This window comes from Amycolatopsis sp. BJA-103 (assembly GCF_002849735.1).
Lineage (GTDB): Bacteria > Actinomycetota > Actinomycetes > Mycobacteriales > Pseudonocardiaceae > Amycolatopsis.
In genome coordinates this window covers 1,759,639-1,785,246 of record NZ_CP017780.1, presented here as the reverse complement: position 1 = coordinate 1,785,246, position 25,608 = coordinate 1,759,639, and the positions used below count along the sequence as shown (strand labels likewise).

General features: G+C 67.1%; 29 protein-coding genes. 10 read left to right on the top strand and 19 right to left on the bottom strand.

Translation table 11 applies throughout. The annotated features are described in order from the left end of the window. Positions 1-57 precede the first annotated feature (57 nt). From BKN51_RS08035 to BKN51_RS08020, 4 genes are all read right to left on the bottom strand, one after another. On the bottom strand, positions 58-741 hold the full coding sequence (locus BKN51_RS08035; RefSeq protein ID WP_101607019.1) for a phosphate signaling complex PhoU family protein: 684 nt from the start codon (positions 739-741) through the stop codon (positions 58-60). Between the two features lie 123 nt (positions 742-864). Beyond that, entirely contained in the window at positions 865-1,923 is a 1,059-nt protein-coding gene (locus BKN51_RS08030; RefSeq protein ID WP_101613106.1) for an FUSC family protein, read from the bottom strand. A 59-nt stretch (positions 1,924-1,982) separates the two neighbouring features. Continuing rightward, positions 1,983-2,837 carry an SDR family oxidoreductase gene (locus tag BKN51_RS08025; RefSeq protein ID WP_101607018.1) on the bottom strand — a complete coding sequence of 285 codons (855 nt, stop codon included), beginning with the start codon at positions 2,835-2,837 and terminating at the stop codon, positions 1,983-1,985. A gap of 131 nt (positions 2,838-2,968) precedes the next feature. Continuing rightward, the gene (locus BKN51_RS08020) at positions 2,969-4,435 is read right to left on the bottom strand and encodes an NB-ARC domain-containing protein (protein ID WP_101607017.1); all 1,467 of its coding nucleotides are present in this window, start codon (positions 4,433-4,435) and stop codon (positions 2,969-2,971) included. A 188-nt stretch (positions 4,436-4,623) separates the two neighbouring features. On the opposite strand from BKN51_RS08020, the gene BKN51_RS08015 reads away from it, so the two are divergent. Both BKN51_RS08015 and BKN51_RS08010 read left to right on the top strand, forming a co-directional pair. After that, positions 4,624-5,307: a hypothetical protein gene (locus BKN51_RS08015; protein ID WP_101607016.1), complete on the top strand. Its 684-nt coding sequence runs from the start codon at positions 4,624-4,626 to the stop codon at positions 5,305-5,307. Beyond that, on the top strand, positions 5,291-5,641 hold the full coding sequence (locus BKN51_RS08010) for an MmcQ/YjbR family DNA-binding protein (RefSeq protein WP_101607015.1): 351 nt from the start codon (positions 5,291-5,293) through the stop codon (positions 5,639-5,641). The genes BKN51_RS08015 and BKN51_RS08010 overlap by 17 nt, the downstream gene beginning before the upstream one ends. 76 nt (positions 5,642-5,717) lie before the next feature. Here the strand turns inward: BKN51_RS08010 and BKN51_RS08005 are convergent, their stop codons facing one another. After that, positions 5,718-6,203: a winged helix-turn-helix transcriptional regulator gene (locus BKN51_RS08005; protein ID WP_101607014.1), complete on the bottom strand. Its 486-nt coding sequence runs from the start codon at positions 6,201-6,203 to the stop codon at positions 5,718-5,720. A 91-nt stretch (positions 6,204-6,294) separates the two neighbouring features. Between BKN51_RS08005 and BKN51_RS08000 the strand changes: the two genes are divergently transcribed. Further along, entirely contained in the window at positions 6,295-6,843 is a 549-nt protein-coding gene (locus BKN51_RS08000) for a dihydrofolate reductase family protein (RefSeq protein WP_101607013.1), read from the top strand. Here the strand turns inward: BKN51_RS08000 and BKN51_RS07995 are convergent. Together BKN51_RS07995 and BKN51_RS07990 are read right to left on the bottom strand one after the other, a co-directional pair. Then, positions 6,840-7,193, bottom strand: a complete 354-nt coding sequence (locus BKN51_RS07995) for a hypothetical protein (RefSeq protein ID WP_233224307.1) — start codon at positions 7,191-7,193, stop codon at positions 6,840-6,842. The genes BKN51_RS08000 and BKN51_RS07995 overlap by 4 nt on opposite strands. Before the next feature lie 144 nt (positions 7,194-7,337). Beyond that, complete coding sequence (locus tag BKN51_RS07990) at positions 7,338-7,745, bottom strand: VOC family protein (protein WP_101607012.1); 408 nt, start codon at positions 7,743-7,745, stop codon at positions 7,338-7,340. Between the two features lie 393 nt (positions 7,746-8,138). Between BKN51_RS07990 and BKN51_RS07985 the strand changes: the two genes are divergently transcribed. Next, positions 8,139-8,618, top strand: a complete 480-nt coding sequence (locus tag BKN51_RS07985) for a DUF2975 domain-containing protein (RefSeq protein WP_101607011.1) — start codon at positions 8,139-8,141, stop codon at positions 8,616-8,618. Further along, entirely contained in the window at positions 8,618-8,830 is a 213-nt protein-coding gene (locus BKN51_RS07980; protein WP_101607010.1) for a helix-turn-helix domain-containing protein, read from the top strand. Before BKN51_RS07985 ends, BKN51_RS07980 begins: the two co-directional genes overlap by 1 nt. Here BKN51_RS07980 and groL read toward each other — a convergent pair. From groL to BKN51_RS07940, 8 genes are all read right to left on the bottom strand, one after another. Then, positions 8,827-10,518: a chaperonin GroEL gene (gene groL, locus BKN51_RS07975; RefSeq protein WP_101607009.1), complete on the bottom strand. Its 1,692-nt coding sequence runs from the start codon at positions 10,516-10,518 to the stop codon at positions 8,827-8,829. The two genes, BKN51_RS07980 and groL, sit on opposite strands and share 4 nt — an antisense overlap. A 31-nt stretch (positions 10,519-10,549) precedes the next feature. After that, positions 10,550-11,575: an NAD(P)-dependent alcohol dehydrogenase gene (locus BKN51_RS07970; protein WP_101607008.1), complete on the bottom strand. Its 1,026-nt coding sequence runs from the start codon at positions 11,573-11,575 to the stop codon at positions 10,550-10,552. Further along, positions 11,572-12,270: an iron-sulfur cluster assembly protein gene (locus tag BKN51_RS07965; protein ID WP_101607007.1), complete on the bottom strand. Its 699-nt coding sequence runs from the start codon at positions 12,268-12,270 to the stop codon at positions 11,572-11,574. The genes BKN51_RS07970 and BKN51_RS07965 overlap by 4 nt, the downstream gene beginning before the upstream one ends. Beyond that, entirely contained in the window at positions 12,267-13,304 is a 1,038-nt protein-coding gene (locus BKN51_RS07960; protein ID WP_101607006.1) for an amidohydrolase family protein, read from the bottom strand. The genes BKN51_RS07965 and BKN51_RS07960 overlap by 4 nt, the downstream gene beginning before the upstream one ends. 33 nt (positions 13,305-13,337) lie before the next feature. Next, positions 13,338-13,709 (bottom strand): propane 2-monooxygenase effector subunit MimD, encoded by a 372-nt coding sequence (gene mimD, locus BKN51_RS07955; protein WP_101607005.1) that lies wholly within the window; start codon positions 13,707-13,709, stop codon positions 13,338-13,340. After that, complete coding sequence (locus BKN51_RS07950; protein ID WP_101607004.1) at positions 13,706-14,875, bottom strand: toluene hydroxylase; 1,170 nt, start codon at positions 14,873-14,875, stop codon at positions 13,706-13,708. The genes mimD and BKN51_RS07950 overlap by 4 nt, the downstream gene beginning before the upstream one ends. Next, on the bottom strand, positions 14,872-15,912 hold the full coding sequence (locus BKN51_RS07945; protein ID WP_101607003.1) for an FAD-binding oxidoreductase: 1,041 nt from the start codon (positions 15,910-15,912) through the stop codon (positions 14,872-14,874). The genes BKN51_RS07950 and BKN51_RS07945 overlap by 4 nt, the downstream gene beginning before the upstream one ends. A 69-nt stretch (positions 15,913-15,981) precedes the next feature. Further along, complete coding sequence (locus BKN51_RS07940; RefSeq protein ID WP_101607002.1) at positions 15,982-17,631, bottom strand: methane monooxygenase; 1,650 nt, start codon at positions 17,629-17,631, stop codon at positions 15,982-15,984. A gap of 343 nt (positions 17,632-17,974) precedes the next feature. Between BKN51_RS07940 and BKN51_RS07935 the strand changes: the two genes are divergently transcribed. Beyond that, positions 17,975-19,768 carry a sigma-54-dependent Fis family transcriptional regulator gene (locus tag BKN51_RS07935; protein WP_101607001.1) on the top strand — a complete coding sequence of 598 codons (1,794 nt, stop codon included), beginning with the start codon at positions 17,975-17,977 and terminating at the stop codon, positions 19,766-19,768. Between the two features lie 20 nt (positions 19,769-19,788). Here BKN51_RS07935 and BKN51_RS07930 read toward each other — a convergent pair whose 3' ends face one another. Further along, complete coding sequence (locus BKN51_RS07930; protein ID WP_101607000.1) at positions 19,789-19,980, bottom strand: hypothetical protein; 192 nt, start codon at positions 19,978-19,980, stop codon at positions 19,789-19,791. A 118-nt stretch (positions 19,981-20,098) separates the two neighbouring features. Then, positions 20,099-21,061: a TIGR03557 family F420-dependent LLM class oxidoreductase gene (locus BKN51_RS07925; RefSeq protein ID WP_101606999.1), complete on the bottom strand. Its 963-nt coding sequence runs from the start codon at positions 21,059-21,061 to the stop codon at positions 20,099-20,101. A 110-nt stretch (positions 21,062-21,171) separates the two neighbouring features. Between BKN51_RS07925 and BKN51_RS07920 the strand changes: the two genes are divergently transcribed. From BKN51_RS07920 to BKN51_RS07905, 4 genes are all read left to right on the top strand, one after another. Continuing rightward, positions 21,172-21,504: a plasmid stabilization protein gene (locus tag BKN51_RS07920; protein WP_101606998.1), complete on the top strand. Its 333-nt coding sequence runs from the start codon at positions 21,172-21,174 to the stop codon at positions 21,502-21,504. 64 nt (positions 21,505-21,568) lie between these two features. After that, positions 21,569-22,021, top strand: a complete 453-nt coding sequence (locus tag BKN51_RS07915; RefSeq protein ID WP_101606997.1) for an anti-sigma factor — start codon at positions 21,569-21,571, stop codon at positions 22,019-22,021. Then, positions 22,018-22,806 carry a SigB/SigF/SigG family RNA polymerase sigma factor gene (locus BKN51_RS07910; protein WP_101606996.1) on the top strand — a complete coding sequence of 263 codons (789 nt, stop codon included), beginning with the start codon at positions 22,018-22,020 and terminating at the stop codon, positions 22,804-22,806. The genes BKN51_RS07915 and BKN51_RS07910 overlap by 4 nt, the downstream gene beginning before the upstream one ends. A gap of 144 nt (positions 22,807-22,950) precedes the next feature. Continuing rightward, on the top strand, positions 22,951-24,108 hold the full coding sequence (locus BKN51_RS07905; protein ID WP_442857699.1) for an IS30 family transposase: 1,158 nt from the start codon (positions 22,951-22,953) through the stop codon (positions 24,106-24,108). A gap of 441 nt (positions 24,109-24,549) precedes the next feature. Here BKN51_RS07905 and BKN51_RS07900 read toward each other — a convergent pair whose 3' ends face one another. Beyond that, positions 24,550-25,014, bottom strand: a complete 465-nt coding sequence (locus BKN51_RS07900; RefSeq protein WP_101606995.1) for a hypothetical protein — start codon at positions 25,012-25,014, stop codon at positions 24,550-24,552. 97 nt (positions 25,015-25,111) lie between these two features. Beyond that, the gene (locus BKN51_RS07895) at positions 25,112-25,573 is read right to left on the bottom strand and encodes an SRPBCC family protein (RefSeq protein ID WP_101606994.1); all 462 of its coding nucleotides are present in this window, start codon (positions 25,571-25,573) and stop codon (positions 25,112-25,114) included. Positions 25,574-25,608: the final 35 nt, after the last annotated feature.

The window sequence follows — 25,608 nt, the reverse complement described above, 5'->3', positions numbered from 1 at the left end:
TGCTATGAAAGGCCCGTTACCTGCAAATTTTGCAAGTAACGGGCCTTTCATAGCACTTCAGGGAGCCGTGACCGGACCGTCGGAACTGTCCCGCACCGAGGATTCGGGCAGCTGTCCCGTGAGCGCGAAATCCACCCGCCGCGCCACGGAGACGACCTGATCGGCGAAGCGCTCGTAGAACCGCGCCAGCAGCGCCACCGAGATCGCGGGTGCGACACCGTCCGTCCATTCCGGACCGGTGACGAGTGTCATCAGCTCCTCGTACAACGCGTCGACCCGTTGATCGGTCCTGGCCAAGGAGTGGAACACCTCGGCCGTCGGTCCCTCGATTCCCGTGGCGAGGTCCTCCGCCATCGAGCAGACCAGCCCGGCCATCTCACGGAAGTGTCCGGTGAGGGCCCCGGGCACGGCGAATTCCGGCTCTCGTGCGGCCTGGTCGGCGATGTGCTGGGCGAGGTCGCCCATCCGCTCGAGCCGGTCGGCGCAGTACACCGCCGCGAGCACGGTCCGCAGATCCCCCGCGACCGGAGCCTGCAGGGCGAGCAGCTTCTGCGCGGTCTCCTCGCATTCGGTCCGGGCCGCGTTCAGCTTCGTCTCCACCCCCGCCAGCAGGATGACGGCGGCGCCGTCCCGGTCGAGAAAGACGCGGTTGGCCAGGCGCAGTTCCTCACACGCCATGCCGCACATGCTCGACAGGAGGTCTCCGAGGACGCTCAGCTCGCCTTGGAATCGTTCTCTCATGTCAGCGCCTTCGCAGGTTCGAGGACGTATAACGCGCGCACGGCGGCCGTCCCGACATTGCCGGTGACCACGGTCCGCTTTCCGCTTCCGGTCATGGGTACGGTTACCCGCCGTCGCCCCGGCCTAATCGGCGCCGAGCCGCTGGACCAGGCGCCGGGCGGGCAGCGCCATCGCCCCGAGTCCGATCGACGTCGTGACCTCGTCCGTGGGGGTGACGAGCAGGTGATCGATCTCTTCGACCAGCGTGCGGCACCGATCGAGCTTGTCCGGGTCACCCGAACGCGCCACTTCGGCGAGCGCTTCGAGCAGGTCGCCGACCACTCCGCGCGCGTACTCGCCGGGATGCCGGAACGGCTGCTCGCTCCGGGAGGCTTCGGTCACCGCGTCGATCAACTGGGCGAGCGGCGGCCACAGGGAGATGAGATTCGCCAGTGCGTCTTCCCCGGTCTCCCGCCGTCTGCGGAGGTTCAGGTACCGGCCCTCCTGGGTCCAGCCGATCGCTTCCTCCGCCTCCGCGACCAGGCTGCGGACATCGCGCATCCGGTCGTGCAGAACGTCGGTCGCCTCGGGCGGTTCGCCGCCGCGGACCAGTGCCGCGGTCTCCTTGAGGACGTCCGCGATGGCCGAGGCGAGGCGTCCCGTCGCCTCCCGCAGGCGTTCCCCGTGCAGTGGCGGCAGGATCACCGCGTTCAGCACCGCCCCGATCGCCGCGCCCAGCGCGGTTTCGAGCAGCCTGTCGGCGAGCAGGACGGGTTCGGTCGCGTTGCCGTAGGAGATCAGCAGCATGCCGGTGATCCCGACCCACACCCCCGAGTCGCCGAAACCACGCCACGAGCCGATCAGCAACCCGGTGAAGATGACCAGGCCGAGCGCCACCGTCACCGACGGGATGAACTGGCCGGCGCCCGCCGCGAGCAGCACTCCCACACTGACCGCGCCGACCTGCTGAGCCCAGCCGCGCAGGGAACGGTAAACCGTGGCCTGCACCAGGAAAACGGCCGCGTACGGCGCGAGAAAGGGCTGTGGCAGGTCGAGGACCGACGTCGCGACGATCCACGCGATCACCGCGGCGGCCGCGGCTTTCGTGGTCTGGATCAGGCTTCGCCGTTCCTCGCCCGGGACTCGGACGGCCCGGCTTGCCCAGGCGAACGGCGACATCAACCGTCGCCGCGCCTCCGTCATCGCCATCGCACCTCCTCGAATCTCTCGGATCGGGCCGGGACCCGCTGTCACCGCGGCGCTCAGCCGGGTGTCGTCTCCCCGCCGAGCGCCGCGATGACCTCGCCGCTGTAGTACGACGAAAGCCGGTTGGACGCCAAGAAGACGTACGAAGGTGCGAGGTCGTCGGGGTGGGCGGCCCGCTCGAACGGGACCTGAAGGCCGAACTTCTCGACCTTCTCGGGCGGGAACGTCGAGGGGATCAGCGGTGTCCAGACCGGCCCCGGCGCGACGCAGTTGATCCGGACGCCGCGATCCGCCAGTGCCTGGGCCATCGCGTAGGTCCAAGCGTGGACGGCGCCCTTGGTCGCGGAGTAGTCGATGAGCGACTTGTTGCCGCGAAGGCCGTTCACCGAGCCGGTGTTGATGATCGCCGCGCCTTTCTTCAGATGCGGCAACGCGGCGTCGGTCACCCGGAAGAAGCTGTGGATGTTCACGTCGAAGGTGTGCGTCCACTGCTCGTCGGTGAGTTCCTCCGGGGAGTCGACCGGCCACTGCGTGGCGACGTTGTTGACCAGGATGTCCAGACCTCCGAGCTCGTCCACGGTCCGAGCGACGATCTCGCGGCACTGGGCGGCCTCGGCCAAGTCGCCCGGCAGGAGAAGACATTCGCGGCCCTCGGCCCGGACGCGCTCCTCGGTGTACTTCGCGTCCTCGTGCTCGTTGAGGTAGGCGATCGCGACGTCGGCGCCCTCCTTCGCGAAGGCGATGGCGACCGCCCTGCCGATCCCGGAGTCGCCGCCGGTGATGAGCGCGCGCTTGCCGCGCAACAGGTCGCGGCCCTCGTAGTCCTCCATGGAGTCACGAGGCGGCGGGTCCATCTCCGACGTCACGCCCGGCGGCTCCTGCTGCTGCGGCGGTCGTAACTTGTCAGCCATCGGGCTCCTTCCGGTCGGGTGCTTTCCGCACCGACTACCCGGCCGGGCCCGATCCTGAACATGATCACCCCTGTCGCGGTGCTTTCGAGCCGCGCGGTCCGCTGCCCGGAAGCACCGCGCGGCTCGAACGATCACCCTTCGGACGAGCCGCCCGGCAGGGTGCGCACGGCGTCGTGGCGCAGCGATTCGAAGGCGTTCTTCCGCGCCCGGCGGCCCGCCATCGGCACGGCGGCGGCGAACGGATCCGGTTCCCGTTGCCGTTCCGCGGCGAACGCGCTGACCAAGCGGGACACCGCGTACCGGCCGGCGACGTTGGCGCGCTGGAGAAGCCCGGCGTCCACGACGGACTCCAGGAGCTCGTCGGCGGTCTCGATCATGATGCCCATCGCCGCGGCGATGCCGATCGACGTCGTCCAGCCCGCCCCGCTCTGCCCGAAGTGGTGGATGGCCTCGCGTCCGGCGGGTGACAGGTGTTCGTACGCGGAACTGAACCGGTCCCGGACGTTGACGTCACCGACGCTGAGGCTGTCCATGAGCCGTTCGCGATCGGCGAGCTGCCCCGCCGTGTACGCGATCGCCCACTCGGGACGCGCGGCGATCTTGCGGCCGACGATGTTGACCGCCAGCGGAAGATCCCCGCACAGTTCGGCGATCGTGTCGGTGGCGTCTTGCTCGGCGCGCACCCGGCTCGGTCCGGCGATCCGGCCGATCAACGCCAGTGATTCCCTACGCGAGAACGTATCCAGCTCGACACGGTTCGTGTCCTCCAAGCCGAGCAGCCGGGCGCGGCTGGTCACCACGACCTGGCTGTGCGGGGCCTGGCCCAGCAGCGGGCGCACCTGCCCCTCGTCGCTCACGCCGGCCAGGAGAACGAACAACCTGCGTTCCGCCAGCAAGGACCGGTACAGCCCGATCCGCTGCATCGGGTCGTCGGGCACGAGATGCGCCGGTACGCCGAGCGCGCGCAGGAAGCCGCGCACGATCCCGTTCGCCGACCGGCCGCCGGTTCCGCTGTTGCTCAGATCGGCGTAGAGCTGCCCGTCCGGGAAGTCCGCGGCCACCTCTTCGGCCAGCCGCAAGGCGAAAGCCGTTTTACCCACCCCGATCGGACCGCTGACCAGGAGCGGCACCTTGACCGGGCCGGTCGCCCCGATCATCTCGGCGGCACCGGCCAAATCCCCTTCCCTGCCGACGAAAGTCCTGGACCCCATGGGAAGCTGGGCCGGACGGGCGAGGTGGATGACCCCGGATGCCAGCACCTGTGCGCCATCCGCCGGGATCTCGGCAGTCGCGGGCGCGGGCGGACGCTCCTCGCGTACCTCGACGCCACCACCTGTTTGCCCGGCGACACTCCTCCAGCGTCGTTCCCACGCCGCACGATCTCCGCCGCACGCGGAGACGAACGCCATTGTCACCGCCAGGGTGGGCAGCCGGTGGCCGCTGGCGGCGCTGGACAGTACGGAGGGCGCGAACAGCGCCGTTCTGGCGAGTTCCCGGTAGCTCGGGTTTCCCGCTCGGTTACGTAACACCCGCAGATCATGAGCGAATGCGGCGATCGGACCAGTGGAGCCGTCCAACGGTCGCTCGGGTCTGCCCATGCCTTACTCCTCCCCGGGATGGGGTAACACGATCGCGCTGCGTGACCGCCATCCTTGTGGCCTTCTTGGCCACAACCCTAAAGGACCAATGAACCGCGCAGCAGATACAAATAGGTGACTCAATGTACAAAGTCCAATAGTTGGACGCGGAAATTCACCCCCTTGGTGGCACCGGATAGGGTTCGCCCATGTCTGGCCCCCTGCCCCCTCTCTCGGAACTCCGGCGTGCCGCCGAAGTGTTCAACGGCTTCGCGAATGCCGACACCTCATGGTTCCGGCTCACCACGGAAACGCGGTCCGCGATCGACCTGTCACAGGCCGCACATCGCACGATTCTTCTTCGCTGGCTGAACTCGTGGGGATGCCGCATCCGGTATCCGCGAGAAGGCGAGCCCGCCCCCTTCGACGCCGGGGTCCAGGCCTGGTGGGACACCTGGGGCACCACCCTGCCGACCGTCGACCTCGTCCACCTGACGGACGCGGGGATCGACACGGCGGCGAAGGCGTACTCGGACCTCTCGGAAGTCGTCGTCTCAGCAGGACGGACGAGGCGCACGCTCGGCCCGACCGCCGCTGCCAAGGCCCTGTATGCGTTGCGGCCCAACACGATCATGCCGTGGGACGCCGCGATCGCGGCCGCCCTCCACGGCGACCGCGACGGCGCCGCGTTCGGCAGGCACCTGCGGCTCGGCCGCGAGTGGGCCGCCGCGGTGATCGCGGAGGCGGGAGACGGGATCCCCGCCCTTGTGGGCAGACCGGTGTCCCTGGCGAAGATCCTCGACGAATACCTTTACGTCGTCTTCACCACGGGCGCCAAGGGTGACTGGGGAACGGACAGCGGGGAATGGTGGAAAAATGGTAACCGGGGATGACGTCAGGAGGATCGCTTCGGAGCTGCCCCGCGCCTATGAGGCGCTGGTCCGCGACCGGGTGAAGTTCCGCGTGGGGCGAATCGTGTTCCTTTCGCTGTCACCTGACGAAACCGTGCTGGGATTCGGCTATCCCAAAGAAGAGCGGGAAGCGCTGGTGACAGGTGAGCCGGACAAGTTCATGTTGCCGAATCCGGCCGATATGCGCTATCGGTGGGTTCACGTCCGGCTGTCCGCGATCGATTACGAGGAGTTACGAGAGCTGATCGTCGACGCGTGGCGAATGTGCGTGCCGAAGAAGGTCTGGGCGGAATACCGGGAAAGGAACCCGCACTGAATACTCCACCGGCTTGAGCCGTTCAGCCCCATCGGCTGCCCTTTTCGGTCGCGTGAATTGCCGGAACGAGAAGCCATCAGAGGGCTCCCTGATAGGCGGCCGCGAGACGCTCCAGCACGCCCGGCCCATCCTGCTCCGGCGCCGGAGCGCCGAGATGGACGACCCGCAGTTCGGTCATGAACTCCGCCCATAGTTCCGGCCCGCCCGCGGCGAGCAGTTCGGCCCGCACCCTCAAGCGCTTCGTGGTCGGCCGATGGCTGAGCCCCCACGAACCGAGCTGGGCGAACACGGGCACCAGCTGGATCGACGCCTCGGTCAGGCTGTACGCGGCCCGCTTGCCGGGACCGGCGTCCTCACGGGTCAGCAGGCCGGCCTTGACCAGCCGCTTCAGCCTGTCGGCCAGGATGTTGGAGGCGATCCCCTCTTCGGATCCGGCGAGCAGTTCCCGGAAATAGCGCCGCGTGCCGAACATGATGTCCCGCAGCACGAGCAGGCTCCAGCTGTCGCCGAACGCCTCGATCGCGGCGTTGATCGGACAGCCCGAACGGGCGGGTTCCGCCATTCCTTCACCTCCGGTCGAAGTGGTTGCAATCTACCATCACTCCGCCTACCGTGAAGCGACCGATTGCAAAACGCAAGCAGTAGGAGGCGGAATGATCGAACCACAGACCGCGGGCGGGAAAGTGCTCTGGCACTTCACGATGTCCCTCGACGGCTTCGTCGCGGGACCGGGCCACGGCATGGACTGGATGGCGGGCATCACGTCCCGGCCGACCCTGATCGACGAATACGCCACGACCACCGGCGCCGTCCTCGGCGGCCGCGACGGCTGGGACGCCTACCCCGACCCGAGCGGTATCTACGGCGGCGCCTGGAAAGGACCGCTCTTCGTCCTCACCCACCATCCCGAGGACGCGACTCCCACGGAGGGCGTCACGTTCCTGAACTGCGGCCCGGCCGAAGCGGTCCGGATCGGACTGGAGGCGGCGAACGGGAAGAACCTCGAAGTGTTCTCTCCCGACATCGGCCGTCAACTGCTGGAACTGCGGCTGATCGACGAGATCGACCTGCACATCGCGCCGGTCCTGCTCGGCGACGGCATCCGGCTGTACGACAATCCCGGTGGGACACCGATTCACTTGCGGGCACTCGGGCAAGAAGACCCGCGCGGCACCATCGATGTTCGCTGCGAGCCGGTCTAGTTCCGGTTCCCGTAGGACTGCTCGCAGGGATACCCGTCGCGATCGGCGTCCCAGCTCAGCGGACGGCCCGCGTTCACCCAGGCGTCGAACGCATACGCATAGGAGAATCCGTCGGCGAGGAGGCGCTGACACGAGGTGAGACTCGGCGCCACGGGCACCCGCGTGACCGTCACCGGCGGCTCCACCACGACCACCGAAGTGGCGGGCGGTGCGACGGCGGTGGTCGTCGACGGCGGCAAGATCTCCCGCACCACGGTGACCGGTGGCGAGCCGGATCCCGCCGTCCCGCAACCACCCAGCACCGCGGCGGCACCCGCCGAAACCAGCAGTGCCGCGACCATTCTGTTCATATCCCTGCCTCCTGATGGAACCACCGAATCCTCACCAGGGGTGATCGGCGATTTCACCGGCGGCATGACAGGTTTCGCGCGATCGGAGCCGCAAGTCCCCGGAAGTCGGGAGCTTCGGCACCGATCGCACCGGGCCGGAATGCCCTAGCCTTGAATGACGTTCACCATCCAGGAGATGCCGAACTTGTCGGTGCAGGCACCGAATTCGTCACCCCACATCTGCTTTTCGAACGGCACCGAAACGGTGCCGTCGGCGGAGAGTTTCTCCCAGTATCCGCGCAATTCCTCCCCGTCATCACCGCTGAGGCTGACCGACAGGTTGGTGCCCGGCTTGTGCTCCATTCCCGGCGGTGTGTCCGAGGCCATGATCGTGTAGCCGCCAGGGGAATCGAGCTGGCTGTGCATGATCTGGTCCTCCACGGGCGAACCCGCCATACCGGACTCGCCGAACGTGTTCAGCGTCAGTTCTCCGCCGAACACCGACTTGTAGAATTCCATCGCCTGCCGGGCATCGCCGGCGAAGCTGATGTAAGGGTTGAGACGGGAAGCCACTGGACACTCCTTCGGGTCGAGTCACGAGCATCCTGACAGACGGCACCGGACGCGACAATGGCGGAACTACGGCCGGGTGAATTCCTTCACGCGACGAAAATTCAACCCCGTTCACCGAATGCGGTGAGCGATTTCCCCAATGCGCTCCGACAGTGGGCGGGGCCTTGTCCTGACCGCCGCTTCAGGCGTCGCACACGCACTGGATCCGTCCGTGAAGGCCTCCTTGCCTACCGTGAGAGCAGGGAAGGAGGCCTTCACGGACAGCGGACTCCTGGCGGGTGCCGCCGCGGACGCTGCGAAGGCCACGTTCGCAAGACCCCCAGCCGCTCACCGCCGCCCGAACCTCGATAGCTACCGATTGACTTTCGATAGATAACGCGCGAAACTCGATGCATGCTGACAGCGCAGCGGGCGGTCGCGCCCCTCAGAGTGTTCCTCGTGGTGTTGTTCGGGATCCTGGTCCTCTTCCAGACCATGTCCCTGCCCAGCCAGTTCGCGTACATGGCCCGGCATGACCCGGACATGGCGTATCTGCGCTGGCCCGCGACGGCCGTCTCCGTCTTCTGGGTGCTCTGCGTCCAGGTCGTGATCGTCGCCACCTGGCAGCTGCTCACCCTGGTCAAGAAGGACCGGATCTTCACCGAAGCGTCCCTGAGGTGGGTGGACGCCATCGTGTGGGCGATCCTCGCCGGCTGGGTGGTGCTGGCGAGTGTGTTCCTCTACGTCGGCTTCAACGCCGGTGATCCGGCTCTGCCGCTGCTGTTGTTCCTGGCGTTGGTCGGCGTCGCCGTGCTGGGCCTCCTCATGATCGTGCTGCGCACGTTGCTGCGGCAGGCCACCACGCTGCGCTCCGATCTGGAACAGGTGATCTGATGCCGATCGTCGTCCGCATCGACGTCGAGCTGGCCAAGCGCAAGATGAGTGTCGGCGAGTTCGCCGAGCTCGTCGGGCTCACCCCGGCGAACGTGGCGGTGCTGAAGAACGGCCGCGCCAAGGCCGTCCGGTTCAGCACCCTGGAAGCCATGTGCCGGGTCCTCGAATGCCAGCCCGGCGACCTGCTCGAATGGGTGGACGAGGAGCCTTAGCCCACCGACGGCCCCATCCCCAGCGACTGTGGTGTGCTGGCATCCGGCGACGGCTGGTGCAACCCGCCGTCCAGCGGCCCGAATTCGGTCATCAGTGCCGCGCTCCCGCCCCACGGTGTCTGTTCCTCGGCGATCAGCGAGTTCGTCGTCAGCAGCAGCCCCGCCACCGAGGCACCGTTCTGCACCGCCGACCGGCAGACCCGCAACGGATCGACGACGCCCAGTTCGATCATGTCGCCGTAGCGGTCGTTCAGGGCGTCGAAACCTTCGTCGTCGCCCAATTCCCTGGTCCTAGCGACGATCTCGTGCGCGGGATGCCCGGCGTTGAACGCGATGAGGTACGCCGGTTCGCTCAGCGCCTGGCGCACGATCTCGGCGCCGATCGCGTAGTCACCGTCCAGCCCGAGGTCGTCCAGCGCCTTCTCCGCGTGCAGCAGCGCCGCGCCGCCGCCCGCGACGATGCCTTCGGCCATCGCGGCCCGGGTCGCCGACAGCGCGTCCTCCACCCGGTGCTGGAGTTCCTTGAGTTCGGCCGGGGTGGCCGCACCGACTCGGACGACGGCGACCTTGCCGGTCAGCGCGCCGATCCGTTCCGTCAGCACCTCTTCGTCCACACCGAACTGCGCACGCTCGAGTTCGGCCCGCAGTTGCCCGACCCGGAAGTCGATCGCCTCGGCGGAACCGGCCCCGCCCACGATGGTCGTCTTGTTCTCGGTGACCCGGACCTGCCTGGCGCGCCCCAGGTGTTCGAGCGTCATCGTCTCCAGCGAGAACCCGGCCTGCCGCGAAAGCACCGCACCACCGACGACGGCCGCGAGGTCCTCCAGCTTGTGCAACCGCCGGTCACCGAAGCCCGGGGCGCGCACGGCCACCGACTGGAAGGTGCCGTTGACGTGGTTGTGCACCAGCATCGACAGCGCGGTCCCCTCGACCGTCTCTCCGATCACGACCAGGGGCCTCGGCGCCCGCATCACCTTGTCCAGCAACGGCATCAGCTGCTGGACCTGGGTGATCTTCTCGCTGCACATGAGGATGTACGGATCTTCGAGCACCGCCTCCAGCCGTCCCGGGTCGGTGACCAGGTACGGCGAGAGATAGCCGTTGTCGAATTCGAAGCCCTCGACGAAATCGACGCTCATCCCGAGCGACGCCGACTCCTCGACGGTCACCACGCCGCCCTCTCCGACCGTGTGCAGCGCCTTCGCGATGACCTCGCCGACAGCATCGTCGTCATTGGCCGAGATGGCCGCGACCCGCGCGAAGTCCTGTTCGGACACCACCGGGCGCGCCTGCTTCTCCAGATGGTCGACGAGCCTTCCGACGGCGTGGTCGATACCACGTTTGACCAGTACGGGATTCCCGCCGCGGCCGATGGCCTGCATCCCCGCGCGGATGATCGCCTGTGCCAGCACCGTCGCCGTGGTGGTCCCGTCGCCGACCACGTCGTTGGTCTTGATCGCCGCCTCCTTGACCAGTTGCGCGCCCATGTTCTCGAACTGGTTCTTGAGGTGGATCTCCCGCGCGATGGTGACGCCGTCGTTGGTCACCACGGGCGAGCCGGTGATCTTCTCGATGATCACGTTGCGCCCCTTGGGTCCCAGCGTCGACTTCACCGCCTCCGCCAGCTTGTCGACCCCCGCGAGGAGGAGGTCGCGGGCGTCCGAGCCGAAACGCAGTTCCTTGGCCATCGTGCGTGCTCCTCGATCGGTTCGGGCGGGTTCAGGGGGTGAGGATCGCGCGGCCGCGGACCCGGCCGGCGTCGAGATCGGCGAGGGCGTCGAGCGCCGCGTCCAACGGGTACTTCCTGGTGTGCAGCGTGACGCGGCCGGTCTGGGCCAGCACCATCAGTTCGACGAGGTCGTTGTAGGTGCCGACCAGATTGCCGATCACGTTGCGTTCGGTGGAGATCAGGTCGATGGTCGGGATGTCGATGTTGCTGCCGTAGCCGATGACGAACTGCGAACCGGCCCGGCGGGTCATCGCGAACGCGTCCTGCTGCGCGCCCTGTTCGGCCACGAAGTCGAGGACGACCTCGGCGCCGTTGCCGCCGGTCAGGTCCAGCACGGCTTCGACCTGTTTCCCGTCGGCGAGCACCGTGTGGTCGGCGCCGAGTTTCGCCGCCAGGCCGAGGGCATCGGCGTTGCGATCCACCACGACGACGGTCGCGGCGGTCAACGCGCGCAACGACTGGATGCCGATGTGCCCCAGCCCGCCGGCGCCGTTCACCACGCACACCGTGCCCGGCGGCAACAGCGGGACAGCCTTGCGCACGGCGTGATAGGCGGTGATCCCCGCGTCGGCCAGTGCCGCGACGTCCTCGGGCCGGGTCTCCGGATCGAGTTTGATGCAGGCCCTCGCCGACGTCAGCAGGTACTCCGCCATCCCGCCGTCGGTGTCGATCCCGGGGAAAGTCCCGTTTGGACAGTGCATGTCGTCACCCGCCCGGCAGGCTTGGCACAGTCCGCAGGTCGGTGTCGGGTGCAGGATGACCGTGTCCCCGACCTCCACATTGGACACCGCCGGGCCGATCTCGTGCACCCAGCCCGCGTTCTCGTGCCCGATCGTGTAAGGCAGCGTGACACCGGACTTCTCCGCCCACTGTTCCTCGATGATGTGCAGATCGGTGCGGCACACGCCGGCCCCGCCGATCTTCACCACCACGTCGAACGGGCCGGTGGCGCGGGGTTCCGGGACCTCCTCGACGACGGGTCGCCGGTGGTACGAGCGCAGGCGGACCGCTTTCATCCCGTGTTCTCCTCTTCCTGGATTCGCGGGTACCGCACGCGCAGCATGCCGCGGCACACGCCGGAATTGGCCTCCATGCTCGTCCGGGTGAGCCGGGCGAAAGCGAGATGCCGCTTCGCCTCCGACGGCGTGATCGGCAGCGCCGTCACCGGGTCGAGCAAGAGCGCGTCCTCGTCACCGGCGGGCAGGCACAGTTCATTCCGCCGCCGTCGCAACCTGTCGAGATCCGGCCCGGCCGGGACGTCGCCCAGCGTGAGCCCGGGCAGCCGGGCGGCATCGACGCCTTCGGCGAGCAGCGCCCGGCATACCCGGTCGGTTCCGGCGAGGACGGCCTTACGGACGAAATCGGCCCGCAATCCATCGAGTTCGCCGGCCGCTTCCCCGTCGAACGACGCCACGAAGCCTTCGCGCGCCGCCACTCCCCGATTGATGACGTCGGCGGCGAAGTGGTGGAGCAGCACCACCTCCACCCTGGTCACTCCCCTGACCCCGGCCACCGCGTCGTAGGCGTCGGCGACCATGAGGAAGGCGAAGTTGGGCGCGCAGAAGTAGGTGGGCAGCCGCAGCTCCACCCGTGCCCCGCCCGCCGGATCGACCTCGCACCGCGCCACGAAACCGAGGTCCGGCAACGGCTCGTCCAGTTCCGGATCACGGACGGTGCGCAAAGCGGACCAGACGGCCGCCACGACGGTCATGGTTGCTGCACGCCGACCGGTTCGACCTCGGTCTCCTGCTCCAGCCGCAGCTCGGGCGGGACCTCGATGTCGTAGAGCCGGGCCGCGTTGAGGCCGAGGATCTTCTTCTTTTGCGCGACGGTGAGCGGGGCGAAATCCGAAAGCTCGGCGTCCTCGGGCATGTTCCAGTCGACGAAACCCTCGACCTGCCACTTCGGCTCCCAGATCGCGTAGTCGGCGCCGAAGATCAGCTTGTCCTCGCCGATCCAGAACATCAGCTCGCCCATGACCTTCGCGAAGAACTTCGGCCGGGCGTGCATCAGGCCGCCGACCACGACCGCGAGTCCCGCGTAGACGTTGCGCTCCTGCGTCGCCATGAAGCAGAAGTCCTCGATCCGCGGCAGGCCGACGTGTTCGACGATGAAGTTCAGGCCTTGGAAGTTCGTCGCCACGTGGTCGATGTCGGAGACGTCGAAGGCGTCCTTGTCCAGCGGCCAGATCGTCGGTCCCTTGTGGACGTGCACGTTCTTGACGCCCAGTTCCTCGCACTTCTCCAGGTACCGCGCGGCTTCCGGGTCCTTCAGGCTCCAGCCGCGCGAGTCACCGCGCCACTCGGCGGTGTAGAGCTTGACTCCCTTCGCGCCGTAGCGCTTGACCCGTTCCTCGAACGCCTTCAGTCCCTCCTCGCCCTCACGCGGGTCGAACGTGGTGTTGACGAGGAACTTGCCGGGATGCCGTTCGGCCAACGCGCCGTCGGCCTCGGTGGTGTTGAACCCGTTTTTGTACCACTGCCGCAGGTTCGTCGGCTGGAAGATCGCCTTGTCGACGTGCCCGGCCTCGAACAGGTCGTGCATCATCAGCTCTTCGGAGTACTTCTGGAACCGGTCGATCGGCCAGTGGGTCTCCTTGGGGCCGAGTCCCTGGTAGGCGTGGAAGCATTCGATCCAGCCCTTGGCGAACTCCTCCTGGCCTTCGACCCAGTTCTCCGGGCTCGCGTCCCAGAAGTGGGTGTGGGCGTCGACGACGAAGTACTGCTCTCCGTCCTTTGTGTACATGAGCGTGCCTCCGGCTGGGTGGTGGGCGGAACGTCAGCGGATGGGCTTGAGGTCGAAGTCGAGGTACTCGGCCGCGTCCTCGGGGTTGGCGAACATGATCGTGCGGTCGTCGAGATGCACCATCCGGCCGTAGTGGGTGGACATGCTCTCTTCGAACTCCGCCGCGGTGAACCACCCTTCCTCCTCGCCGGCGGCTTCGTCGACGTCGGCGTACACGAGATCCGTCCGGCCGGTGGCGTCGACGCGGATCATCGAGGGCAACGGCGTGATGGTCACGTTGTCCGCCTGGCCCATGACCTCCGCGATGATCGCGCCGACCTGGTTGTTCATCAGGGTGAAACCGCACCTGTTGGACGCGGTGTTGTTGGCCTTGAACGGGCTTTCCGACGTCTTGAACGAGGTCACTGGCCCAGCTCCTTCGGTGCTTTGAGACCCAGATCGGACAGGATGCCGACGAACCGGCTCTTCGCCCGGTCGAGACCGTCCTCGAACCGGGTCGGTTTGGCGTCGGGCTGCGACCACAACGGCTGCAGCGTGCGGGCCGCGGCGATGCACCGGGGAACCCAGTCCTCCAGCCAGCCCTGGAGGATGCCCTTGTTGTGCTCGGCGTACTGGCGATCGTTGACGAGCAGGTCGAACATCGCCTTGGTGTAGCGGAGATCCCGCTCGGAGTAGTCGAATTCCCCGGCGCCGACGAGGGTCGGGGTGACGAAGTCGCCGTTGGCGGGCGCGGCCTGCTGCACCAGATTGCTGCGGAACAGTTCACCGACGAGCGGCTCGAAGACCACGTTCGCGGCGAAGATGGCCTCGCACCAGTCCCAGATCCCGGTGAGCTGCTCGGCCGTCTCGCGGACACCCTGCCACGCCGGATCGGAGTTCCACGTCTCCAGATGCGCGGTCCCGTCGAAGCCCTCGATCTCCTCGGTGAGCGTGAAGTTGTACAGGGCGAGGTCCTGCGCGGCGCGGATACGGTGCATGCTGTTCACCGAGATCGCGTTGTTGTGCATGTTGGTCGGCGCGCGGCGGTTGGCGTTGGCGAACAGGTACAGCCCGAGGCCGTGGTCGACGTGCATCCACGCGCCGACGTGCTTGGCCACGAAGTCGACCCAGTTGGGGTTCCACTGCTCGAAGGCCTTCGCCTGCCGCGCCGCGTCGACGTTCTGGTTCAGCTGGCGGACGACGTTCGCGTTGTAGCGGTAGAGGGTCAGTTCCCATTCCTCGTTGGGATCGCGGAATTCGTGCCAGCCGTGCGCGGGCCAGTCGTAACCCTTGCCGCCCGAGCCGGGACCGCGTTCCGGTTCCGGCCGGTCCGAACCCCACGCCTTCAAGGCCGTCCACTCGAGCGGGTAGCCGCCCTTGCCGTCGGCGAAGGCGTACAGCCAGCCTTGCGAGAGATAGTGCCGCGGGTCCGGCTGGACTTCGACGGTCACGTCCTCGTAGTGACTCTGCTTGCGTTTGGCCGAGTTGTAGTAGTTGAAGCGGCGCGCGTCCGAGTCCGGGAACACCTTGGCTCCGGCTTCGGCATCGGTGAAGACCGGCTTCGGCACACTGCGTTCTTCGGTGGCTGTCATGGGTTCGTTTCCTCACCGGTAGTGGTGAACTTGTCGTAGAAAACGCGTTTCTCCGCGACTCCGAGGGAAGGCAACAGCTCCAGGGCCGCCTCCACCATCGGCGGTGGCCCGCAGACGTAGGCGTCGGCGCCGGAGAGATCGTGTCCGGCACGCTTGAGCACCTCGGTGACGAACCCGGTCTCGCCGTCCCAGCCCTCGTCCCCGGCTTCGGAAAGTGCGGGCAGGTAACGGAAGTTCTCCAGAGTTCCGGCGAGTGCCCCGAGCTCGTCCTCGAAGCAGAGGTCGTGCCGCCGTCGGGCGCCGTAGTAGAAGGTGGCCTTGCGGTCGATCCCGCGTTCGGCCATCGACCGCAGCAACGCCAGGATCGGCGCCATCCCGGCGCCGCCGCCGACGAACACCACCTCGGCGCCGGGCGCGTCCCGCAGCGTGAAGACCCCGAACGGTCCGGTGACCTCCAGCCGGTCGCCCGCTTTGACCTTGCTGTCGAGGAATTCCGAGAACAGCCCACCGGGATAGATCTTGACCACGAACTCCAGCAACCCGTCCCGCGCGGAGGTGTTGGCCATCGAGAACGACCGTGTCTCGTCCGTGCCGGGGATCTTGAAGTCCAGGTACTGGCCGGGAAAGAACTTCAGCATCTCCGGTTCGACGAGCCGCACGACCAGATGCCGCAGGTCGTGGGTGACGTTCTCGTTCGAGACGACCTCCACCACCGCGTCGGTGATGGGCAGCCCTGCCTGGATCATTTCCTCGTCGTAGTTGAGGAGTTCGATCGTGAGGTCCTCGTAGGCGTGCGCGCGGCACAGCAGCGTGAAGCCCTCCTCCTTTTCGTAGTCGGGCAGCGCGAACGTGGAGTACCGGTCGTGTTCGACGTCGTCGCCGTCGAGGATGAAGGACTTGCAGGACGCGCACTGCCCTTCCTTGCAGCCGTGCATGAGCATGACGCCCTGCTCGGCGGCGGCGCGCAGGATCGTCTGATCCTCGTGGGCGTCGATCTCGATGCCGACGGGCTCGAACCGCACGCGGTGTTTGTCCATGGCTCCTCGTCCGGCGGAGAGGGTGGGAGGGCGTTGTGTCGCGGAGGGGTCCGCCCTCCCACTTGGTCTCTAGGCGCGCGGCGCCGGGCGGCCTGCCGGGCCCTGGCGGTTGTAGTCGGCCTGGAACGCGGCCCGCTGCTCGTCGGTCATCCGGTTCAGCAGCACGTTCGGCGACTGCACCTCGGGCATCCGGCGGAGGTGGTCGAGCGTCCACATCTTCTTCGGGTCGAGGTCCAGATGCGGCTGGGCGACCATGGTCTTGCCGTCGTCACGCACGAAACCCATGTCGGAGACGACGTCGGCCCAGTTCCAGCCGTGGTACAGCGTTTCCCATTCGCGGGCGCCGACGAGCTTGCCCATGTTGGGTGTGTTGCGGCCCTGGTAGATGGGCTGGAAAGCGTCGGCGTCGGTCCAGCGGCAGGTCTCCGAGCAGTAGGTGCGCCACTGCCCCTCGACCTTGTCGGTGACCATGTCCTCACGGATGAGGCAGGGGACCATGCAGGTCCAGCATCGGTGCGGGTACACGTAGTCGACGTCCTCGGCGACGATCGGGTGGTGCCCGTTCGGGGTGGCGAGGCGGTTGTAGTTCTCCCACCACTTGCCGTACTTGTCGTACCAGCCCGGATACTTGTACTCGAACCACTCGAAGTCCTTGTCCGTCATCGGGTCGATCCGCCAGTAGTTGGCGAGCCAGCCGGTGGCGAAGAACTGGGCGACCTCGTGCACGTAGCCCTTGTTCCAGATCCGGTTCCACGCCTCTTCGATGAGGTCGTGCGGGATGACGAGACCGTACTTCTCCAACGGGACGAGGTAGCTGCGGTAGTAGTCGTCGTAGATCCAGCGGCGCCACATCTCCGCGTAGCTTTCGCGGTCCTTGCGGCGGTCCTTGGTGCCGTATTCGATGAACGTGCCGATGGCCGCGTCGACGACGGCGTGGTTGTTCCACCACGCGTACCTCAGGTCGCGTTCGAGCAGCTGGTGGTTGCTCTCGTCGGACAGCGCCATCAGCAGGGTCGCGTATCCGTTGCTGATGTGGCGGGATTCGTCGGATTGCACCGAGTGGAACACCGTCGGCAGCAGATAGTCACCGTTGGCGGCGGCTTCGGCGGGCATCGCGACGAACAGCGTGTTCGTGAACGCGGTCTCCGCCACGATGGTGAGGTAGACGCTCGCCGCGGTGATGGCGTCCCCGGTGATGAACCCCTCGGCGAACTGACGGCCGATCGTGCCGCAGTAGTCGTTCTGGAAATTGCGCAGACTCGAGTTGAAGCCCGCCGGGTCGATGTAGTTCTGCATGTACAGGCGTTTGAGGTTCTGCTGGATCGTCGAATGCCGGACCTCGTCGATCATCTGGATCGCCTGGCCGTTGTGCAGTTCCGGGTTCGGCACCGTGCGGAACAGCAGCGGCATCGCCCGCGCGGCGGAGATCTCGGGCAGCGGGATGATGCTCAGGAACAACTTCTGCCATTCCAGCCAGCGTTCCTGGACCTGGCGGAACATGTTGCCGCGGATCGCGCCGTCCTCGGCGCCGTACACGCGGTGGTCCTTCTCCTCCTGCATCGGGAAATAGGACCGCAACACCTGCTTGAGCGGGTCCTTCTTCTTGGCCTTGCGGAAGGTGTAGTCGGTCCCGTAATGCGACACCGGTGTGTGGTACGCCGGTTCCCACGACAGTTCCTGGATCTTCTGGTGGGCTTTCGCCACACTCTGGCGGCTCATGGATCACTCCTTCTCCGTGGCACCCTCCGACGGCTCCCGCTCACCATTAGAGGGCTGCTCGCGACGCTCGCGGGTCTCAATGTGAGACACCCGCCTGGCGCTCGCGCGGAGTTCGGCCACGACGAGCTGAAGGGGACTTTCCCCGCGTCCCACGCGGCGAAGGGCGCTTTCCCCGCATGCCATGCGGGGAAAGTCCCCTTCAGCTCGTCCCTTCACCCACGCTCGCGGACAGGTAGTCGTCTCAATTTGAGACACCACCCCAGGCCGCCCGCCTCTACTCTGGGTGGAGCGGCACGAGGGTGTGCCCGCACCCACGCGGGCCGCGGGACTCGCGGGAGGTCACGTGGACGGCATGGTCGTCGCCGACGAACGACTCGCACGGACGAGGGTCCGGTTCCTCACCGAGGAACCGATCGAATCAGGCTGCGTACGGCAGCCGATCCTGGCGTCGTGGCGCCGGTCGCGGGACCTCCGGGTGCAGGCGGACCGGATCGACCCGCGGTATCTCGGCGACCAGAACCTCGACATCCCGCTGATCCGCGGCGCCGAACCGGTGCTGGCCAAACTCGGCGAACAGTTCGACGGGCAGCCGATCAGCCTCATCCTCACCGACCCGAACGGGGTCGTCCTCACCCAGAGCACCGGCGACAACGAACTGCGACGCCATCTCGAAAAGGTCGAACTGGTCCCCGGGTTCAGCTACGGGGAGCAGTCCGTCGGCACCAACGGCATCGGCACGGCGCTCGAAGACGGCCGCGCCACGCAGGTGTTCGGGCACGAGCACTACGCCGAGCACCTGGAGAACCTGGCCTGCGCCGGCGTCCCGATCCTCCATCCCCTCTCCGGCAAGAAGATCGGTGCCGTCGACCTCACCTGCTGGTACAAGGACGCGGGCGGGCTGCTGCTGGCGCTGGCCCGCTCGACGGCCGAGCAGATCCGCCAGGCGATGCTGCGGCACAGCGACCTGCACGAAATGATGCTGTTCCAGGCGTATCTGCAGACCTGCCGCCGCTGGACCGGGATCGTGCTGGCGTTCAACGAGGACATCGTGATGATGAACGACCGGGCGCGGCAGTTGCTCGACCCGTCCGACCAGTCGGTGTTGCTCGGCTTCGCCGCCGAAGCGCTGGAGTCGGGCGGCAGGACGACCGCGGAACTCGCGCTGTCGAGTGGTCAGCGGGTCCGCGTGTTCTGCCGTCGTGTCCCCGGACGGCGGGACGGCGACGTCGCGGGCGGGGTGCTGTCGGTCAAGCTTCTCGAAACCGGCGAGACCACCGCCGGGACCGTTCCGCTGCTGCCGATGTACCTCCCCGGCGTCGTCGGCTCCGCGCCGCTGTGGCTGCGGTGCGGGCACGACCTGGAAACCGGGTTCGGCCGCAAGGAATGGGTCGTCCTCGAAGGTGGCCCAGGAACGGGAAAGCACGCTCTGGCCAAAGGGATGCACATGCGGCGCAGCCCGGCGGCACGACTGTGCACAGTGGACGCATCGGGGGCGGTGGACGCGGCGTGGGCCGACGACTTGCGCCACGAACTCCGTACCCATCCCCCGGCCACCCTCGTCGTCCGGCACGCGCACCGCCTTTCGGCCGCCGCCGCGGAGCCGTTCGTCCGCTTGCTGCGGGACCTGCGGGACGAGGGCGGGCCGTGGGTGGTGCTGACCCTCGCCCCCGGTACCGAAACCGTGCCCGAGCTGGCGGAACCGCTGAAGTTCTTCCCGCGCACCGTCCAGGTCCCGCCCCTGCGTCACCATGCCGAGGACCTCACCGAGCTCATCCCCTTGTTCCTGAGCAAACTCGGCTACGGCGGGCGGCTCACCTGCTCGGCCGCCGCGCTGCACCTGCTCATGCGGGCCGAGTGGCCGGGGAACGCGGGTGAGCTCTACCAGGTGCTGCGGAAGGTTGCGCAACGCCGCCGTTCGGGGACCATCGTGCCCGGCGACCTTCCCGCCGAGTTCCACGCCGTGACGCGACGCCCGCTCAACCGGTTCGAGGTGATCGAACGCGACGCGATCGTGCGGGGTCTCGAAGACGCCGACGGCAACAAGATGCGCGCGGCCCAGCTTCTCGGCATCTCCCGGGCGACGATCTACCGGAAGATCCACGAGTACGGCATCGTCGCGCCTGCGCGGACCTCCTGAGCAGCCGCCGCCCCGCTGAATCAGGCCACTTCGAAGCTGCGGCCGCCGTCGTGCAGGCCGAGCATGTCCAGCAGGGTCGCGCAGTCATCGGCGCTCGTCGCCCGAGACGCCACGGTGAGGGCCGCCTTGCGGCGCATCTCCTCCTGCTGTGGCGAGTCCAGGCCGTCCGACAGCAGGTCGGGTACCGGGTGCAGTCCGAGTTCGTTTCTCATCAATTCCCCCTTGGATGAAGGCCGACGTGTCACTCTGGTACCCACGATCGCGGGCTTGAACACAGGTGTCCCCGCTCGGGTGCGCAGAGACACGGCCGCCTTACTCCGTCCGTGTGAATCAGCCTCGCAACGCCGGGAGCAGCGTCTCTTCGGCGAAGCGCAGGAAGCCTTCCTGCTGGTCGCCGCCGATCTGGATCAGGGCGAGATCGGTGAACCCGGCCGCCTCGAACTCGCCTGCCTGCTTCACGATCCGATCCACGTCCGGCCCGCACGGGATGGCCGCGGCGACGTCCTCCGGTTTGACGAACCGGGTGGCCCCGGCGAACCCGGCGGGCCCCGGCAGTTCGGCGTTGACCTTCCAGCCACCGGCGAACCACCGGAACTGCTCGTGCGCCCGCTGGATCGCCGCGTCGCGGTCTTCGCCCCAGGACACCGGCAGCTGGGCGATCTTCCTGGCCGGCGGGCCGGGTTTGACGGCGTCCCACTCCCGGCCCAGCGACTCGTTCGCCTCCACCGCGATCATCGCGTCGGCGATCGGTGCGAACCGGGTGACCGACTGAGACCCGGACACCGCGACGGCGATCGGGACACGCTGCTCCGGAAGGTCCCAGAGCTTCGCCGAGTCCACCCGGAAGTGGTCGCCCGCGTAGTTGAAGTACCCGCCGTCGAACAGCCCGCCGATGATCTGGATCGCTTCGGCGAGCATCTCGTGGCGGACGTTCGCCGGTGGCCAGCCGCGTCCGACGACATGTTCGTTGAGGTTCTCCCCCGCTCCGAGCCCGAGGGTGAATCGGCCGTCCGAGAGCTCCTGGACGGTCGCCGCCTTCTGCGCCACCACCGCCGGGTGGTAGCGCATGGTCGGGCACGTCACGAAGGTCATCAGTTCGATCCGTTCGGTACTCTGGGTGACCGCGCCCAGCACACTCCACGCGTACGGCGAATGGCCCTGCTCGTCCAGCCAAGGCGAGTAATGGTCGCTCATCACCTCGAAGTCGAATCCCGCCCGCTCGGCCGCGGCGGCGTACCCCACCAGGTCCTTCGGCCCGGTCTGCTCGGTCATGAGCGTGTAGCCGATGCGCATCGGAGCCTCCTTCGCGTCTGACCTCCGCGTACCCGCCCGCTACGGCGGTCAACCGGAGGTTTATTCAGCGAAACGATCGGGGTACCTGAGCTGAGGAGAAGGGAGCAGTCATGCCTCAGCGGAGTTGGAGCGACAAACGCGAACGACAGTACGAACACATCAAGGACTCGGCGAAGGACCGTGGAGCGAGCACGGACCGCGCGGAGGAGATCGCCGCACGCACGGTGAACAAGAACCGCGCGCAATCGGGCGAGTCGCGCGAGGCGAGCAAGACCTCCACCCAGGACATGTCCCCGCAGAGGCGAGGCGGCCTGCGGTCCGGCAATCGGCTGGGCCCGAACGGCCCCACCAAGGACCAGCTCTACAACGAAGCGAAGAAGCGCGATATCGAGGGCAGGTCGAAGATGTCCAAAAAGGAGCTTCAGCGCGCCCTTGGCCGTTGATCGCCTGTCCCGCGGCGGGTCCCCACCGCGGTTGCCCCACGGCCATGGACGGATAGGTCACGTAATGGATTCACACGCACGGGGCAGCCTCACCCCTGAAACCCGCCATGAAGAGGACGGATTTCTCGATCGAGTGGAACTCCGTCTCCCCGCCGAGGCGGAACAGATCCCCCTCGTCCGCACGCTCACCCACGGAGTGGTGGCACGTGCGGACTTCGGCTTGGACGCCATTTCAGACGCGAAGATGGCCGTCGACGAAGCCTGTTCCCAACTGGTCCAGCCCGCAGAACTGGGAGCGACCCTGTGTTGCGTCTTTCACGAGATCCCGGAAGGGATAGCCGTTTCGATCTCCACTCGGACGGCCAAAGCCCATCTCCCGAGCGAAACGACGTTCGGATGGCACGTGCTGACGACCCTGACCCGGTCGGTGGCGGCTCGCTGCGAGCCGATTCCCGGCGAAACGGGGAGCACGACGACGATCGACCTCGTCCTGACACCGGGAACGAGCGACGGGTGAACGCCGAGCGCAGGTCGACCGCCCGCCAGGCGGATGACTACGCCCATTGCGAACCCCTCTTCGAAGAGCTGTCCGCCCTCCCGGAGGACTCCCCTCGCCGCCAAGAGGTGCGAGCCCGCCTGGTCACCGAACTGCTCCCGCTCGCCGAGCACATCGCCACCCGGTTCTCCGGCCGGGGCGAACCCCGCGAGGATCTGGTGCAGGTGGCACGGATCGGCCTGATCAACGCGGTCGACCGCTTCGATCCCGAACGGGGCCACGACTTCCTCTCCTTCGCCGTCCCCACGGTGATGGGCGAGGTCCGGCGGCACTTCCGGGACACCGGCTGGTCGGTCCGGGTACCGAGGCGGCTCAAGGAACTCCACGTTTCGCTCAGCCAGGGCACGGCCGCGCTGTCCCAGCGACTCGGCCGCGCGCCGACACCGACCGAACTCGCCGAATACCTCGGGCTCGAGGTCAACGAAGTGCGTGAAGGCCTGCTCGCCGGCCAGGCGTACCAGACGTTGTCGGTCGACAAGCCGGTTCACGACGACGCCACCGAGGCTCTTTCACTCGCCGACACGATCGGCGAGGAGGACCACGAGATGGCCTTGGTGGAGAACCACGAGGCGCTGCAACCGCTGCTGCGGGAACTCCCGAAGCGCGAACGCGCGATCCTCGTGATGCGGTTCTTCGGCGGCTACACCCAGACGCAGATCGCGGAACGGATCGGCATTTCGCAGATGCACGTCTCGCGGCTTCTTTCGCAGACGCTGGAACAGTTGAGAGGGAAGCTCTCGGAGTAGAGCGGCATGTCCGTGAAGGCCTCCTTACTTACCCTGAGGGTAGTTAAGGAGGCCTTCACGGACTTCGTCATGCCCAGCGGGAGTGTCGCGAAAGCCAGGCGGATTCATGCGGTCGTTGCAACATCCTTCGTGAGCTGGGAGTTTGTGGTGGCTGGCGGGTTCGTGTTGCCGCGTTCGGTGCGGGTGCGTTTTTGGGGTGCGGTGCGGGCGGGGTATCTGCCCAAGCCTGCCGCCCGTTTGGTGGATGTGTCGCACGAGACCGGGCGACGGTGGTTCGCGCAGGCTGGCGGGGTGATCGGGAACGCACCTGGCTCGTTGGGCGAGCGCTATCTGAGTATGGCTGAGCGGGAGGAGATCTCTCGTGGTCTGTCCGGGGATCTCTCTTATCGGGAGATCGCTCGGCAGTTGGCCCGGGCGCCGTCGACGATCAGCCGGGAGGTGACGAACAATGGCGGCCGGGGTGGGTATCGAGCGCATCGGGCGGAGTCAGCGGCGCGCGATCGGGCCCGGCGGCCGAAGACTGCGAAGCTGGCCGAGGCCGGTAATCGCGAGTTGCGGGATCATGTGCAGGCGCGATTGCTGCAGGAGTGGTCTCCAGGGCAGATCACAGCCAGGCTTGCGATGGAGTTTCCTGACCGGCCGGAGATGCGAGTGTCACACGAGACGATTTACCAGTCCTTGTATGTGCAGAGCCGGGGAGCGCTGCGCCGCGAGCTCACCGCGTGTTTGCGGACCGGGCGGGCGTTGCGCCGACCGCGCAAGCAGGCGCAGGCACGACGATCACGGATCCCTGACCTCGTGGAGATCAGCGAACGGCCGGCCGAAGCCGAGGATCGGGCAGTCCCGGGTCATTGGGAAGGCGACCTGATCACCGGTGCCGGCAACAAGTCCGCGATCGGCACCTTCGTGGAGCGCTCCACCCGGTTCGTCGTGCTGCTGCACCTGCCCAACGGCCACGACGCGATCCAGGTCCGGGACGCGATGATCGAAGCGATCCAGACTCTCCCGCATCAGTTACGGCGGTCACTGACCTGGGACCGGGGCAACGAGATGGCCCGACACGCCGACATCACCCTCGCCACCGACATGGCCATCTACTTCTGTGACCCGCATTCCCCATGGCAACGCGGATCGAACGAGAACACCAACGGCCTGCTCCGCCAGTACTTCCCCAAAGGGACCAACCTGCACCAGCACACCGCCGAAGACCTCGCCGCGGTCGCCGCACGACTCAACAGCCGCCCCCGCAAAACACTCGACTGGCACACCCCACTCGAGAAACTCACCACGCTACTGTCCTAACAGAGCACGTTGCGACCACCACATGAATCCGCCCCACTTTCGGGACACCCGAGGCGGCTGGTGTTGCCGCACGGTTGCCCGGATCGGCGACTCCTCAGTCGTGAGTGGCGATTCGGGTTAGGGCTAAGGGTGTCTTGGTTACCTACCGGCCTCTGGCCGCGGTCGTTCACGAGTCCGGGCCGTGAAGGGCCCCTTGCCTCGGCTCAGCCGAAGAAACTCGACCCTCACGCCTGTCCCAAGTACGTGATGGCCCCCTTCCTTGCGCTAGACGCAAGGAAGGGGGCCATCACGTACTTCAAGCGGCCACCGCGCTGGCAACCCGAATCGCCACTCACGAAGGCCGACCACCCGGTAACCGCCCCCGCCTCACGCGTGTGAAGGCCCCCTTTCCCTCGGCTGGACCGAGAGAAAGGGGGCCTTCACACGCAAAAGGGCCGAGCGCTACGGCGTCGTGTACGGCGCCTGCTGCTCGATCGAAGGGCTCGCGGTCGGGTACCGGCCTCCCTGCCCGGGCACCGGCGTCACCGTGGTGCCCTGCTGCTCGGGTTCGACGCGCTGCCTGGGGCGGTTGATGACCGCTTCGGCCTCCTGCTCGCCGCGGATCCGCGAAAGTACGCTGAGCGTGATCGCGTGGGCGATGGCCAGGACCAGCAACAGGACACCCAGCCTGCCGACCACACCCGGAAGGTCGCTGCCCCCGATGTCGATCGTCGACAGCAGTGCCAGGACGCCCAGCGTCGCGAGGTGGAACAGCACCGTGACCAGCCAGGTCATGGACGCCCCGGCCGCCGGATCGCCGTAGGAACCTCGCAGGTAGCGCTTACCGCTCTGGTAGATGATCAGGCCGTCGAGCATGACCAGCGCCACCCCGATGACGAGGAAGGCTACGTATGCGTTGGTAGTCATGCCGGGACGCTCCCTTCGTTGTGGACCTCACCCGTGAAATACCCGGGATCTCCCCCTGGAAAACGCCGTTTTCCAGGGGGAGATCGCCGGGTGGGGGTCAGCTGCCGGGACGGTCCACGTCACCGCGCCACGCGCCGGACTCATGACCGCGGCTCTCGATGAACTCCTTGAACCGCTTCATGTCGCCCTTGACCCGGCGGTCAAGGATGCCGAGCTTGTCGGCGACGTTCTCGGCGAAGCCCTCCGGATCGATCTCCATCTGCGCCGTGACACGCGTCTTGTTGTCGTCCAGGCGATGGAAGGTGATGACGCCCGCGTGGTCGGGACCGGAGTCCGACGTCCACGCGACGCGCTCGTCGGGATGCTGTTCGGTGATGGTCGCGTCGAATTCCCGGCTCACACCACCGAACTTGGTCACCCAGTGGGTGTGGGTCGCGTCGACCTGGCGGATCTCCTCGACACCTTCCATGAACTGCGGGAAGGACTCGAACTGGGTCCACTGGTTGTACGCGGTCTTGACCGGTACGTCGACGTCGACCATTTCGGTGATCGTGCTCATGCATCCTCCTGATTGTTGGGTGCTTTCGAGCCGGC

Bases quoted from the DNA above. Each gene is read 5' to 3' on its own strand.
- BKN51_RS08035 (WP_101607019.1), bottom strand. From the start codon at position 741: ATGAGAGAACGATTCCAAGGCGAGCTGAGCGTCCTCGGAGACCTCCTG.
- BKN51_RS08030 (WP_101613106.1), bottom strand. From the start codon at position 1,923: ATGACGGAGGCGCGGCGACGGTTGATGTCGCCGTTCGCCTGGGCAAGC.
- BKN51_RS08025 (WP_101607018.1), bottom strand. From the start codon at position 2,837: ATGGCTGACAAGTTACGACCGCCGCAGCAGCAGGAGCCGCCGGGCGTG.
- BKN51_RS08020 (WP_101607017.1), bottom strand. From the start codon at position 4,435: ATGGGCAGACCCGAGCGACCGTTGGACGGCTCCACTGGTCCGATCGCC.
- BKN51_RS08015 (WP_101607016.1), top strand. From the start codon at position 4,624: ATGTCTGGCCCCCTGCCCCCTCTCTCGGAACTCCGGCGTGCCGCCGAA.
- BKN51_RS08010 (WP_101607015.1), top strand. From the start codon at position 5,291: ATGGTAACCGGGGATGACGTCAGGAGGATCGCTTCGGAGCTGCCCCGC.
- BKN51_RS08005 (WP_101607014.1), bottom strand. From the start codon at position 6,203: ATGGCGGAACCCGCCCGTTCGGGCTGTCCGATCAACGCCGCGATCGAG.
- BKN51_RS08000 (WP_101607013.1), top strand. From the start codon at position 6,295: ATGATCGAACCACAGACCGCGGGCGGGAAAGTGCTCTGGCACTTCACG.
- BKN51_RS07995 (WP_233224307.1), bottom strand. From the start codon at position 7,193: ATGAACAGAATGGTCGCGGCACTGCTGGTTTCGGCGGGTGCCGCCGCG.
- BKN51_RS07985 (WP_101607011.1), top strand. From the start codon at position 8,139: ATGCTGACAGCGCAGCGGGCGGTCGCGCCCCTCAGAGTGTTCCTCGTG.
- BKN51_RS07980 (WP_101607010.1), top strand. From the start codon at position 8,618: ATGCCGATCGTCGTCCGCATCGACGTCGAGCTGGCCAAGCGCAAGATG.
- groL (WP_101607009.1), bottom strand. From the start codon at position 10,518: ATGGCCAAGGAACTGCGTTTCGGCTCGGACGCCCGCGACCTCCTCCTC.
- BKN51_RS07970 (WP_101607008.1), bottom strand. From the start codon at position 11,575: ATGAAAGCGGTCCGCCTGCGCTCGTACCACCGGCGACCCGTCGTCGAG.
- BKN51_RS07965 (WP_101607007.1), bottom strand. From the start codon at position 12,270: ATGACCGTCGTGGCGGCCGTCTGGTCCGCTTTGCGCACCGTCCGTGAT.
- BKN51_RS07960 (WP_101607006.1), bottom strand. From the start codon at position 13,304: ATGTACACAAAGGACGGAGAGCAGTACTTCGTCGTCGACGCCCACACC.
- BKN51_RS07950 (WP_101607004.1), bottom strand. From the start codon at position 14,875: ATGACAGCCACCGAAGAACGCAGTGTGCCGAAGCCGGTCTTCACCGAT.
- BKN51_RS07945 (WP_101607003.1), bottom strand. From the start codon at position 15,912: ATGGACAAACACCGCGTGCGGTTCGAGCCCGTCGGCATCGAGATCGAC.
- BKN51_RS07940 (WP_101607002.1), bottom strand. From the start codon at position 17,631: ATGAGCCGCCAGAGTGTGGCGAAAGCCCACCAGAAGATCCAGGAACTG.
- BKN51_RS07930 (WP_101607000.1), bottom strand. From the start codon at position 19,980: ATGAGAAACGAACTCGGACTGCACCCGGTACCCGACCTGCTGTCGGAC.
- BKN51_RS07925 (WP_101606999.1), bottom strand. From the start codon at position 21,061: ATGCGCATCGGCTACACGCTCATGACCGAGCAGACCGGGCCGAAGGAC.
- BKN51_RS07920 (WP_101606998.1), top strand. From the start codon at position 21,172: ATGCCTCAGCGGAGTTGGAGCGACAAACGCGAACGACAGTACGAACAC.
- BKN51_RS07915 (WP_101606997.1), top strand. From the start codon at position 21,569: ATGGATTCACACGCACGGGGCAGCCTCACCCCTGAAACCCGCCATGAA.
- BKN51_RS07900 (WP_101606995.1), bottom strand. From the start codon at position 25,014: ATGACTACCAACGCATACGTAGCCTTCCTCGTCATCGGGGTGGCGCTG.
- BKN51_RS07895 (WP_101606994.1), bottom strand. From the start codon at position 25,573: ATGAGCACGATCACCGAAATGGTCGACGTCGACGTACCGGTCAAGACC.